Source organism: Bacteroidota bacterium (assembly GCA_016194975.1).
In the GTDB taxonomy this organism is placed as follows: Bacteria; Bacteroidota; Bacteroidia; order Palsa-965; family Palsa-965.
The window spans coordinates 29,424-42,070 of record JACQAM010000012.1; the positions used below are offsets into that span (position 1 = coordinate 29,424).

General features: G+C 42.5%; 14 protein-coding genes. 8 read left to right on the forward strand and 6 right to left on the reverse strand.

The genetic code is table 11. The features are described from left to right. The first annotated feature begins 32 nt into the window (after positions 1–32). Complete coding sequence (gene gldA, locus HY064_08810) at positions 33–938, forward strand: gliding motility-associated ABC transporter ATP-binding subunit GldA (GenBank protein MBI3510752.1); 906 nt, start codon at positions 33–35, stop codon at positions 936–938. A gap of 92 nt (positions 939–1,030) precedes the next feature. Here gldA and HY064_08815 read toward each other — a convergent pair whose 3' ends face one another. Then, on the reverse strand, positions 1,031–1,576 hold the full coding sequence (locus HY064_08815; protein ID MBI3510753.1) for a hypothetical protein: 546 nt from the start codon (positions 1,574–1,576) through the stop codon (positions 1,031–1,033). A gap of 148 nt (positions 1,577–1,724) precedes the next feature. Between HY064_08815 and HY064_08820 the strand changes: the two genes are divergently transcribed. Continuing rightward, on the forward strand, positions 1,725–2,987 hold the full coding sequence (locus HY064_08820) for a methionine adenosyltransferase (protein ID MBI3510754.1): 1,263 nt from the start codon (positions 1,725–1,727) through the stop codon (positions 2,985–2,987). A gap of 84 nt (positions 2,988–3,071) precedes the next feature. On the opposite strand, the gene HY064_08825 is transcribed toward HY064_08820, so the two are convergent. Both HY064_08825 and HY064_08830 read right to left on the reverse strand, forming a co-directional pair. Next, positions 3,072–3,560, reverse strand: a complete 489-nt coding sequence (locus HY064_08825) for an HIT family protein (protein MBI3510755.1) — start codon at positions 3,558–3,560, stop codon at positions 3,072–3,074. 2 nt (positions 3,561–3,562) lie between these two features. Beyond that, positions 3,563–4,531, reverse strand: coding sequence for a hypothetical protein (locus HY064_08830; protein ID MBI3510756.1), 969 nt, complete (start codon positions 4,529–4,531; stop codon positions 3,563–3,565). Positions 4,532–4,697: 166 nt separating this feature from the next. Here HY064_08830 and HY064_08835 point away from each other — a divergent pair, with 166 nt between their 5' ends. The 3 genes from HY064_08835 to HY064_08845 all read left to right on the forward strand — a co-directional run bounded on the left by HY064_08835 (position 4,698) and on the right by HY064_08845 (position 6,623). Then, positions 4,698–5,657, forward strand: coding sequence for a T9SS type A sorting domain-containing protein (locus tag HY064_08835; protein ID MBI3510757.1), 960 nt, complete (start codon positions 4,698–4,700; stop codon positions 5,655–5,657). Between the two features lie 37 nt (positions 5,658–5,694). After that, positions 5,695–6,183, forward strand: coding sequence for a hypothetical protein (locus HY064_08840; GenBank protein MBI3510758.1), 489 nt, complete (start codon positions 5,695–5,697; stop codon positions 6,181–6,183). 110 nt (positions 6,184–6,293) lie between these two features. Further along, the gene (locus tag HY064_08845) at positions 6,294–6,623 is read left to right on the forward strand and encodes a tRNA-binding protein (protein MBI3510759.1); all 330 of its coding nucleotides are present in this window, start codon (positions 6,294–6,296) and stop codon (positions 6,621–6,623) included. Positions 6,624–6,638: 15 nt separating this feature from the next. Here HY064_08845 and HY064_08850 read toward each other — a convergent pair whose 3' ends face one another. The 3 genes from HY064_08850 to era all read right to left on the reverse strand — a co-directional run bounded on the left by HY064_08850 (position 6,639) and on the right by era (position 10,003). Further along, positions 6,639–7,640, reverse strand: a complete 1,002-nt coding sequence (locus HY064_08850; protein ID MBI3510760.1) for a hypothetical protein — start codon at positions 7,638–7,640, stop codon at positions 6,639–6,641. 19 nt (positions 7,641–7,659) lie between these two features. After that, complete coding sequence (der, locus tag HY064_08855) at positions 7,660–8,964, reverse strand: ribosome biogenesis GTPase Der (GenBank protein MBI3510761.1); 1,305 nt, start codon at positions 8,962–8,964, stop codon at positions 7,660–7,662. A 160-nt stretch (positions 8,965–9,124) separates the two neighbouring features. Further along, positions 9,125–10,003 (reverse strand): GTPase Era, encoded by an 879-nt coding sequence (gene era, locus HY064_08860; GenBank protein MBI3510762.1) that lies wholly within the window; start codon positions 10,001–10,003, stop codon positions 9,125–9,127. Between the two features lie 72 nt (positions 10,004–10,075). Here era and HY064_08865 point away from each other — a divergent pair, with 72 nt between their 5' ends. The 3 genes from HY064_08865 to HY064_08875 all read left to right on the forward strand — a co-directional run bounded on the left by HY064_08865 (position 10,076) and on the right by HY064_08875 (position 12,457). After that, entirely contained in the window at positions 10,076–10,240 is a 165-nt protein-coding gene (locus tag HY064_08865; GenBank protein MBI3510763.1) for a hypothetical protein, read from the forward strand. An 82-nt stretch (positions 10,241–10,322) separates the two neighbouring features. Further along, complete coding sequence (locus HY064_08870) at positions 10,323–11,600, forward strand: FAD-dependent oxidoreductase (GenBank protein MBI3510764.1); 1,278 nt, start codon at positions 10,323–10,325, stop codon at positions 11,598–11,600. Between the two features lie 92 nt (positions 11,601–11,692). Then, positions 11,693–12,457: a DUF1365 domain-containing protein gene (locus tag HY064_08875; protein ID MBI3510765.1), complete on the forward strand. Its 765-nt coding sequence runs from the start codon at positions 11,693–11,695 to the stop codon at positions 12,455–12,457. The last annotated feature ends 190 nt before the right edge of the window (positions 12,458–12,647 follow it).

The window sequence follows — 12,647 nt, forward strand, 5'->3', positions numbered from 1 at the left end:
TAATTTCGTCATGCACCAAACGTTTCTTATTCATGTCCATTAAAGTAGAATTCATCAGCAAGGTTTACGGAGAGCAGCGTGCCCTCGACAATGTTTCATTCGAAGTGAAGAGCGGGGAGATCGTAGGATTTCTCGGGCCGAATGGTGCAGGAAAATCCACGATGATGAAAATTCTGACCTGTTTCATTCCGTCAACTGCGGGGCAGGCGTGGGTAAATGATTTTGATGTGATGGAACAATCGCTCGAAGTGAGAAAAAATGTCGGTTATCTTCCCGAACATAATCCGCTTTACCCGGATATGTACGTGAAAGAATATCTCGCGTTCATTGGCGGATTGCACCATTTATCGAATATCAATGCCCGTATCAAAGAGATGATCGACATCACAGGATTGGAAGTGGAACAACACAAACGCATTGGCGCATTGTCAAAAGGATATCGTCAGCGCGTGGGACTTGCGCAGGCGCTCATACACGATCCGAAAGTTCTTATTCTCGATGAACCTACAACAGGACTCGATCCGAATCAGCTTACGGAAATCCGGGAACTCATCCGCAACATTGGCAAAGAAAAAACGGTGATGCTTTCGACGCACATTATGCAGGAAGTGGAAATTTTATGCAACCGCGTTATCATCATCAACAAAGGAAGAATTGTTACCGACCAGGAAACAGAAACACTTCAGCAGGTGGAAGAGAACCGCATGGTGATCCATGTGGAATTTGATAAACCGGTCGCTCTGCATTTACTCAGTAAAATTTCCGGTGTGGAGAATGCGAAAAATGTGAAGGATAATTCATGGCAAATCATCACCAAGCCCGATAAAGATATTCGCCCCGAACTTTTTAAATTCGCTGTGGAAAACGGACTTTCTATTCTTGAAATGAATCGCGAAGAACGGAAACTGGAAGATGTGTTCAAGGAACTTACGAAGTGATTTGAAAATTAATAATGTGCTGATGAATGAATGTGTGGATGTGAGAATTCAAAGTTGAACTTTCAGAATTTATTCCAGACAATATTCATTTCTCAAATATCTCTGAATTTGTGAACTACTTTCAGCCGTTTTTTTCCATCACTTGTTTTATACATCACTTTTTCTTCTTCACATGCAGGTGATAAACGCGCGCTCAGAAAAAATCCAAGAAAAGTTACCAGTCCCGCAAAGGAAGCCGCAATAATAAATGGCACCGGATTTATAGGATGTTGATTCATTGCTACGACCATCACCGCTATCACTCCGATAAAACCACACGCACCGATGATGCTTACCCACACGTAAAGATTGACCCTGTAACTGAGAACGACAGCTAATCCGAATCCGGTCCAGAGAATTCCACCGATACTGAAACTCAGAAAAGATAATATTGCCCCGGTTCCGAGAATGACAGCGAGAATAATATTCAGCCAGCCCCATTTTTTTCTTGCGGCAATGGATGGTGTTGCCTGCAAAACAGAAACGATGGTTTTACTTTCTTTACACTGATCGACGACGTAATTATAGATCTCCTGTTTTGATATGCCTTCTTTTATTTTCTGAGTTGCGTAAGCCCTGATTTGTGATTCATTTATCATAGGAAAGTTTTTTGAGGTGAACTGTTTTACTGCATAAGCCGATACAGTTCCTAAAGCTACAGGAATTCGAAGATTTGATCCCGATAACTATCGGGATCAAATCTTTAAAAACCGTACTTTAGCGGACTCAAATTCAAAACCATTTTTCATGTCCTATCTCTTCACTTCCGAATCAGTTTCCGAAGGCCATCCCGACAAAGTTGCGGATCAGATCTCCGATGCACTCATTGACAATTTTATTGCTTACGATCCTACTTCCAAAGTGGCGTGCGAAACTTTAGTCACTACCGGGCAGGTTGTTCTTGCCGGCGAAGTGAAATCGCGTGCGTATCTCGACGTGCAGGAAATTGCGCGCGAAGTGATCCGCAAGATCGGTTACACCAAAGCGGAATATATGTTCGAAGCAAATTCATGCGGGGTTTTTTCTGCGATCCATGAGCAGTCATCTGATATCAACCAGGGCGTGGAAAGAAAAAATCCGGAAGAGCAGGGCGCCGGCGACCAGGGAATGATGTTCGGCTATGCCAATCGCGATACTGATAATTATATGCCGCTTCCATTGGAACTTTCACATCTTCTCCTCGAAGAACTGGCAGAGATACGTCGAGAAGGAAAAGTGATGAAATATCTTCGCCCCGATTCCAAAAGCCAGGTAACGATTGAATACAATGATCATCACCAGCCGATCGCCATTGACACGATTGTGATTTCAACACAGCACGACGATTTTGGTTCTGAAAAAGCCATGCAGGACAAGATCAAAGAAGATGTCATCAATATTCTTATTCCGCGCGTTAAAGCAAAACTTCCGAAGCGTGTTCAATCATTGTTCGGCAAGAAAATAAAATATCATGTGAATCCTACAGGAAAATTTGTGATAGGCGGTCCGCATGGCGATACCGGTTTGACCGGAAGAAAAATCATCGTAGATACTTATGGAGGAAAAGGCGCGCATGGTGGTGGTGCTTTCTCCGGAAAAGATCCTTCGAAAGTGGATCGCTCTGCTGCTTATGCTACACGCCACATTGCAAAACATCTCGTAGCTGCAGGCGTGTGCGATGAAGTGCTCGTGCAGGTAGCATACGCGATCGGTGTCGCAAGGCCGGTCGGATTGTATGTGAATACCTATGGAACTTCAAAAGTGGATATGAGCGACGGAGCGATCGCAAAAAAAATAGAATCTGTTGCAGCATTCGACATGCGCCCTTATTTCATTGAGAAAAGATTCAATCTCCGCACACCGATCTATAGTGAAACGGCTTCGTACGGACACATGGGAAGAAAATCGCACACCGTCACAAAAATTTTCAACAAAGGAAAAGAGAACGAGAAAAAAGTGACTGTGAAGTTATTTCCCTGGGAAGAATTGAATGCGGTGAGTGAAGTGAAAAAAGCGTTCGGGTTGAAATAGAAGATGGAAGATAGAAGATGGACTTATTTTTCCTGAGGGAACTAATTCATTTTTCTAATACTGCTGCAAGTCCATCTTCCTTTTTCATTTACCCCATTCCCGCTTAAGAAGCGAAAATAAATTACTCCATTCCTCTTCCGTTCCATCAAACAATCCATTCGACCAGGTGAATACTTCCGACGGTTTCAGGTTGAGATTCATTACGGGAATAATATTGAAATGAATATGCGGACAGGTCATCGGTAAATTCTGTTCCGATCCTACACTCGCTATATAACAGCGTGCCGGAGAAAATTTTTTTTCAAGAATGCGCGCCGCTTTCAATGCGTGCTCATTCATGTTTTTCCAGGTTTTATCTTTCAATTCAGAAAATTTTTCGGAATGAATTTTTGCAGCAACAATGATTTGTCCCCAGAAACGCGGATACCTTGAAAGAAAAACAATAGTTTCCTCATCTTCTGCAACGGTAAATTCTGATTTTGTTTTCAGTAATTCACAGAGGAGACAACTTCTATTTGAATTTTCCATTTGCAAACGGGAGAGCGCTTCTTCTTTTGAAATGAAATGCGGCATGATCAGTTTCCTATTTGTTTTTTCTGATCATTAAAAGCTTTGTTCATGGCAGCAGAGATCGCTTTCATGCGTTCAGCTTTAAAGAGATAATAATCATTCGTGAAAGCAATAGAATTGGAATAAGATCCATAAACAGATCCAGGGGAATAATTACTGTAACAATAGTTTGTTCCTACATAACCGTAATAAAATTTATTCCCGTTTTTCGGTTGAATAAGATAATTTTCAAGATCTGACAGTGCGCCGATTTCTTCCTGCATCTCATTCTTAATTTTATCAGTTCCGTATTCCAAGGAAACGATCATCGCTTCATGACAGATCACATATTCACGGTACTGGATCTGAACATTGTGCATTCGCATGGGCTTGCCATACGTTCCCCGAACCCCGGTTTTGTCTCCGGTTTTTTGTCCCGCAAAATAAACTGCAGCGATTCTTTCCGAATGATTCAGAACAAAATTCTCATCCAGTTTATTTCCGTAACAATCTTCATAACGGAAAATAGTATCGCAATACGGAGTAAAAGCAACAATGATGGCGCTGTCTTTCAAAGTTATTTTTAATAATTGATCGCCGTACTTTTCATTTTCCCATCCCATTACCGTCGGCCACGCGCTTGTCCACGCAAATCTTTTTTTCGCATAGCGCGTTTCCCGCAGTAATCGCGCAGTTTTGATCGTATCGTAGATCGAATCCGAAAGTACAAGGTCATAATTGGAAGGCCCGTTTTTCGGCGAGATGCTTCTTGATAATATTTCTTCCCCGCCGCGCAACGCTTCTATTTGTTCGGGTGTTGTCCACGTATAAAATTCTTTCCTGCCGAAATGACTAATGTCCACCGTGTATTTTAAAATTCTTTTTGCAAGAGTAGAATCATCATTGAAGAGAATGCTCTTAATATTCTTGTTCGTTCCCCGAAAGGCGAAAAGAAAAAAAATAAAAACAGGCAAAACGCAATTCAGCTTTTTCATCCGGAATGATTCGACGATCTAAGTTAGTGAATAGGGGGAGAAATAACGGCAAATACCAATATGGAAATACATCCATGAAATTTTATCCTTTCTGGGAACGTAAGAATTATTTTTTTTCATTTCATTCCCCAGGTTAAATTCAGAACTTTACATCAAAATAATATTCATGAGAAAAATTTACCTGTCACTCTTTATCATTCTGCCTTGCGTTATGCGCGCGCAGGCTCCCGTTGGGCACATGTGCGAAGACTGCAATCATCTTGTGATGAGTATGCAATTCAGCGGAATTTACATGGACACTTCGAGGTATTACATGGTTCCTGATACATCGTACGCAAATAATCTCTGGCAGATCGGCTATCCGGCAAAAAATTATTTTAATTCTTCCATTCTTTTCGGCCAGGGAGCAATGGTCACAGATACGATTAATCCTTATCCCGTAAATAATATTTCTGTTTTCGAAGTTGCGTTTGCCAATTGTTCACCATTCACCGCTGCATGGAATTGTGGCGGTTATTGGGGGCCGTGGATTTCCATCAATGGATATATCGATTCCGATTCGCTGCATGACGGTGGAACAATTCTTGTTTCGCACAGTGGAAGTCCGTGGAGAAATATTCTTGACGATACGCTTCCTTATTCGGTGATGGGAGATTTTTACACGGTAAATGATACTGTTTCCGCTTTGCATCAACCTGGATTTTCGGGGCACCGGATGCTAAGTACAGAATTCTTTTATAATCCTGAATACGTGAATGCATTCGATACGATCCGGCTGCGTTTTGTTTTTGCGAGCGATTCTATTCCTGAATCAAAGGATGGATGGATGATCTCCTATATGCAGATCGACGGGATTTTTGAAGGCATTGAAGAATTTATAAAGGACGGGTTGATCGATGTGTACCCGGTTCCGGCAAATGCACAATTGAATATCTCCAGGAAAACAAAAAGCGGTGCGGCAGGAGAAGTGACGATCTACGACATGACCGGGAAAATCATTTACTCTGAAAAAATATTTGATGACAAACCGATCGACGTGAGTAAATGGCCGAATGGAAATTATCTTGTTAAATATGTGGAAGGCAAAAAGGGGACTGGTCGGACCATAACTGTTTTGCACCAATGAAGTAATTCCTTCCAGGTTTCTGAGTATTTTCGGTGTGATGAGAAAAATATTTTTCCCTGCCATTTTCATTCTTGTTGTTTTTGCTGCATGTGTTCCCAGGAAGAATGTGCAGGGTAATGCAGATCTTTCATCAGACAGAACCGTTACCGTTCAGTTTCATCCTTTCTGGGGAGGAATGGCTTCGTGTGAACTCGAAAGAAAAAAAGGGAAAGACCAGTTGACATTTTCTTATCTCGAAAAAAAGAATGGAAGCGATACCACTGAAAATGCATTCGTCGATATTTCTACAATGCAAGCCGATTCCATTTTTTCCGCTTCCGAAAAAATAAACTGGACGCAAACAATTTCTGATGGCAATGCTGATCCGAAAGCGGGAATGAAGATCGATTTTATTTATAAAAAAGGGAAACGTGTTCAGAATTTTCACTGGGAACGTTTGAATAGTGTGAATGATCTTCCTGCCGATGTGAAAAATGTTCTTAACCTCATGAATGAAAAGGCACCTGATAATTTTAAAATGTTTTGAGGAAGTACGAATTACGAAATGCACGACTGTACGAATTGCGAAATACACGAACTACGAAATAAATAATTTTAAGAAGTACGAAGGAAACATCCTCTAAGAACTTTCAACTCATGGCAACATTTCATGATTTCGAACAACTGGATATCCGCGCAGGAACAATTTTAAAGGCAGAAGATTTTCCGGAAGCGCACAAACCGGCGTTGAAATTAGTCATCGGGTTCGGCGAGCTCGGTGAGAAAAGATCTTCAGCGCAGATCACAAAACTGTACACGAAAGAAGCGCTCATAGGAAAACAAATTATCGCTGTTGTGAATTTTCCGCCGCGGCAAATAGGCCATTTTATTTCTGAAGTTCTTGTGCTTGGAGTTTACGGCGATGAAGGAGAAGTGATCTTATTGCAGCCGGAACGCGAAGTGAAGAATGGAGAAAAGATCGGCTGATTGTTTTTCTGCAACTCACCGCACGCCACGCGAAGGAAATTTTTCTACCGGATCTTTTTGTTTGATCCAGCTGTCGCGCAGAAAATGAATTTCTCCTTCCACATTGGCAGAACACGGGCGGCTGGCATCTTCATCAATGCGGATGCAATTCCAGTAGAGTTGCGTAATGTTCATTTCACTTTGCTGTTTCTCCCACGCATCTTCGCCCGAACCGGTAATAAAATGTTTGTCCGTTTCTTCGTTCTTCAGCCACGCATCGCCAAGTAACATATAGGTCAGCTCCTGCAGAATTTTATCCTGCAACCCCGGAACAGCATGATGCCAGGAACGGATCATCGTTTCATTCACAATAAAAAATGTCCGGAATGATTTTTTGTCTTTCGATTTTTTATTCAATTTATTTTTGTGGTCGTCTTTATTACCGGCAAGAGAGAAATCAGTTTCATCTTCGAAAAAAATGCCGGCGATCCTGGAAGAATGATCAAGCGCTTCATTCGCCTGGAAAATATTTCCATTCATATCGAAAACTTTCCATGGATGCTTTTCCCGCGGGGTAAACACAACGATGAGCGAAGAATCTTCCAGATCAATTTCCACCAGTTGATCAGACCCGCTCATTTGGCCGCGATCCAGTTCTCCCCAGATGTTTACCCAGGCATCACGTCTCCTTCCGAAACGGCTTTCTCTCAGCATGAACGCCATCTGATCTTTTTTAAATTTTTCCGAATTCAGTTTCTGCTCAAGATCAATGTTCATCACAGAACCCGGCGCATAATTCCGCAGCAGCATATTCTGCGATCTCACCGAGTCGAGTTCCTGTTGCGACAGCCAGCAATAAAATTTCTTCGCAACAGGTTTATTGCTGAACACCGCTTCTTTGTTCAACCAGAATATCATAATGGAATCGGTGGTCGTGAGTGTGTCGTGTGAAACAGCAATTCTGCGTGCGGAAGAATGTTCGGGAAAAATTCCGATAAAAAAAATAAAAGGCAACAGAGCAATTCCCGCTTTACGCATGAAGGAAAGATAGAGGAATTTATTTTTTTCTGAGCACAATGCTGATCGGGACTCCGTTGAAATCGAAATGTTCTCTCAGTTTATTTTCAAGAAAACGTTTGTAGGATTCCTGTACGTACTGCGGGTGATTGGCGAAAAAAGCAAAGACGGGTGTTTTAGGCGGCAGCTGCGTCGCATATTTTATTTTCACATAACTCGCTTTCACCGATGGAGGAGGAGTGTGCTCGATGATGGGCAGCATCACATCGTTCAGCTCCGAAGTGGAAATTCTTTTTTTTCTGTTTTCAAAAACTTTCATGGCGATCTCGAGCGATTTCAGAACGCGCTGTTTGGTAATTGCCGAAGTGAAAATGACCGGGACATCTTTGAACGGGCGTATCTTCTCAAAAATTTTCTCTTCAAATTCTTTTGTGGACTTGTGATTCTTTTCCACGAGATCCCATTTGTTCACCAGGATCACGATCCCTTTTTTATTATTCACCGCCAGCTGGAAAATATTCATATCCTGTCCTTCAAATCCTTCTTCGGCATCTACGACGATCATGCACACATCACAATCTTCGATAGCGCGGATCGTGCGCATCACAGAATAGAATTCGAGATCCTCGTGCACTTTTGTTTTTTTGCGCAAACCTGCGGTATCCACGAGTATCACATCAAATCCAAAGCCGGTGAAATGCGTGTCGATGGAATCGCGCGTGGTTCCTGCGATCTCCGTCACAATATGTTTCTCCTCGCCAAGCAGTGAATTCACAATGGAAGATTTTCCTGCATTCGGCCTGCCAACGATTGCAACACGCGGAATATTTTTTTCCGGCGCTGTGCTTTCCGGTTTTAAAAATTTCACCAGTTCATCCAGTAATTCCCCGGTGCCGCTCCCGTTCGATCCCGACACAGGCCACGGATCGCCGAGCCCGAGCTGGTAAAATTCTGAAGCAAGAAAAATTTTATCGCCGGTGTCCACTTTATTCGTGACCAGGAAAATTTTCTTTTTGTTGCGTCGCAGGATATCAGCAACTATTTCATCGAGAGGAGTGATCCCTTCTTTTGCATCCACCACGAAAAAAATAATGGAAGCTTCTTCAATGGCGATCTTCACTTGTCGGCGAATCTCCTCTTCAAAAATATCTTCGCTGCCTTCCGCATATCCGCCGGTGTCCACCACTGAAAAAAATTTTCCATTCCATTCCGCGTGGCCGTACTGGCGATCGCGCGTAACGCCCGAGATCGAATCCACGATCGCCTGCCTGTGCCCGACAAGCCGGTTGAACAAAGTTGATTTTCCCACATTGGGCCTTCCTACAATTGCAATTAATTCTGACATGCGGCAAAGATAGGAAGGATTTGGGCGGGGGGAGGATTACGGATTTTTACGGAATACAGATTACAGATTGAGAACGATTACAATAATCTTCTCTCAAATACCTGGAAGGAAATCGAGAAGTATCAGTAATCTGTATTCCGTAAAAATCCGTAATTCTCCCTCACAAATAACCGTATCGCTTCAACTGCCGCTCACTGTCCCGCCACTCTTTATCGACTTTCACGAACAATTCAAGAAAAACTTTTTTCCGGAGGAATTTTTCCAGGTCGAGCCGCGCTTGTGTTCCCAGGTTTTTTATTGCTGCGCCACGGTGGCCGAGTATAATCCCTTTCTGCGATTCGCGCGATACAAAAATATTGGCACGGATCTTCACGAGTGTTTCTCCTTCTTTGAAATCTTCCACTACCACTTCGCAGCAATAAGGAATTTCCTGGTCGTAATACAATAATATTTTTTCGCGAACGATCTCTGAAACAAAAAACCGTTCGGGCTTATCGGTCATTTCATCTTTCGGAAAATAAGCGGGATGCTCAGGGAGAAGTTCAATTATTTTTTGGAAAACATTTTCTGTGGCCTGCCCCTTTAGCGCGGAAATGGGAATGATCTCTGCTCCGGGAAATTCTTTTTTCCATTCTTCTTTTTTCTGCCCCACTTTATTCTCTTTCACCAGGTCGGTTTTATTGAGCAGAACGATCACCGCAGCTTTGCTGCCTTTTATTTTTTCAAAAGTTTTTTCTTCAATTTTCCGGTCGTCAGTGAGATCAATAACGAGCAGGAGAATATCGGCATCGGCGAGCGCCGTTCCCACGAACTGCATCATTCCTTCCTGCAATTTGTATTTCGGAACCAGGATGCCCGGCGTATCGGAATAAACGATCTGGAAATTTTCCCCGTTCACAATTCCCATAATGCGGTGACGGGTAGTCTGCGCTTTCGAAGTGATGATGGAAATCCTTTCGCCCACGAGCGCATTCATCAGCGTACTCTTGCCTGCATTCGGATTCCCGATAATATTTACAAAACCTGCTTTGTGATTCACATTGCAAAGTTACCCGTTTGCAGTTTACGGTTTTCAGTTATTCTAAATTCTAAATTCTAATTTCTCGGAGCGGTGGCTTTATCACTTCGAATTACCACCATTCCCCCTGCAGCGTTCACGCATACGAGGCCCGCTGCATGGGGGCTACAGGGCGACGGCATCACATTTATTTTCCTTCATCACCTCCTTGCTTTTCATTCACGCACATACATCGCGCATAACAAAACAGAAGGATGAAATTTTAACAGCATCTAAAACTAAGATCGCGCCAACCCCGTATCTTGTACAAGTATAAATTTGCAGTTAAAAATATTATTTTTTGGAACGTCTCGCCATCATAGGAACAGGAATTGCCGGAATGGGCTGCGCTCATTTTCTCCAAAAAGATTTTGACCTTACGCTTTATGAGAAGAACGATTATGTGGGCGGGCACACGAATACGATTTCCGTAAATGAAAACGGGAAAGAAATTTTTTTCGATACAGGTTTTATGGTCTTCAATCACTCCACCTATCCTTATCTCACAAAACTTTTCAATGAGCTTAAAGTAGAAACCAAAAAAACGAGTATGTCGTTTTCGGTTCAGCATGTTCCGGCAGGGCTTGAATATTGCGGAAGTGGCTTCAACGGATTATTTGCGCAACGGAAAAATATTTTCTCGCCGAAATTCATTCGCCTCCTTAAGCAGATCTCCCGATTCAATAAAATTGCAAATGACCTTATTACCGCAACAACGGAAAACGAAAAACAAGAAACTGAAAACCTAAGGACAACCATATCCCGGTTCTGCAATGAATATCATTTCGATGATGAATTCCTTTACAAATATCTTATTCCTATGAGCGGCGCCGTGTGGTCAACCCCGCCCGACAAGATGCTTGATTTTCCTGCGATGACGCTTATCCGTTTTTTTTATAATCATGGTTTTCTCGGTTTGAATACGCAGCACCAGTGGTGGACAGTGGCCGGTGGAAGTAAAAATTACCGCGATAAGATCATTGCTCCGTTCAAAGAAAAAATAAAAGTGAACGACGCGGTGCGTAAAGTCCGCAGAGAAGCCGGGGGAATAACGGTTGTTTCTGAGCGCGGAGAAATAAAATTCGACAAAGTGATCTTCGCATCACACGGTGATGAAACCTGCGCGATGCTTGAAAATAAAAATGAATCGGAGGAAAAATTACTTTCCTGTTTTCATTACCAGAAAAACAAAGCCACCGTTCACACGGATGAAACAGTTATGCCAAAGACAAAACGTGCATGGTCGTCGTGGAATTATCGCATCACTTCAAAAAGTATTTCTGAACCTTCCACGATCTACTGGATGAATTCGTTGCAGGGTGTTTCGGATAAGAAAAATTATTTTGTTTCCATCAACGATTCCGGTGAAGTGAACCCGAAGAAGATCATTCGCGAATTAAATTACACGCACCCGCTTTTCGATACGGCTGCCATTGACGCTCAGAAAAAATTGCCACAACTGAATGAAAAAGGCCCGGTGTATTTCTGTGGAAGTTATTTTCGCTATGGATTTCATGAAGATGCATTGCTGTCGGCTGTTGATTTGTGCGAACATATTCTCGGCCGGAAAGTTTTGTAGATGATTAGATTAAATTGGCAGGAACAAATATTTTTACCCGGCAGGCAACACTACAAACAAAATTGAAAGGCTATCTCTATAGGGCAAAGGTCATGCACCACCGTTTTGAGCCGAAGAAACACCGGTTTCATTACAATGTATTCATGTTCTGCATAGACCTTGATTCGCTCGATGAGGATTTGAGAAAAATTTCTTTCGTGGGCAGGAATCGCTTCAACTTATTTTCATTTTACGACAAAGATCATCCTGTGAATGAGAACGGAGAACGGAGGGAGGAAGGAGGAGTGAGAGCTCAGTTAAATATTTATCTCAGGTCGAACGGTGTTTTAGAGCCGCCGGCGAAAGTTTTGCTCATTACCAATTTACGCTTGCTCGGTTACGTTTTCAATCCGGTTTCATTTTATTTCTGTTATGATGAGAAGGGTAAACCGCTTTGTGCTGTTGCTGAAGTGCAGAACACATTCCGTGAAATGAAAATGTATTTTATCGGGAAAGAAAAATTCGATGGGAAGGAATTTCACTTGCGCACCACGAAATACTTTTACGTGTCACCTTTCATCGATCACGACGCCGAATTTGATTTTCACCTCGAATTGCCGGGAGAAAAAATGAATATCCGTATCGATGATTATAAAAATGAAAAACGATTATTCATCAGCACGCTTACCGGGAATAAAAAAGAACTCACTTCCGGACGCATACTCGGATATTTTTTCCGCTTCCCGCTCATTACGCTCAGAATTATTTTTCTCATTCACTGGAATGCAATGCTCCTGTGGTTTAAAAAAATCCGCTTCTTCAGGAAAAAAGAATTCCCGGAATTACAGCGTGATGTGATGAGGAAGTATAAGCAGTAGTTTGCCCTGCGAATCCGGAGTGCAATCGGGAGCAGGCGGGGCAGTAGGCGGAATATAGTAAGCGGGAGTGCTGTAAAAATTGCCGCTTCGAAAAAATAGCTGCAGGGCATCTCTAAAAACACAGAAATGCAAGGCGGGCAAGCCCGAAAAACCGGAATTTACTATTCGTAAATGAGGATTTTGAGGGCGT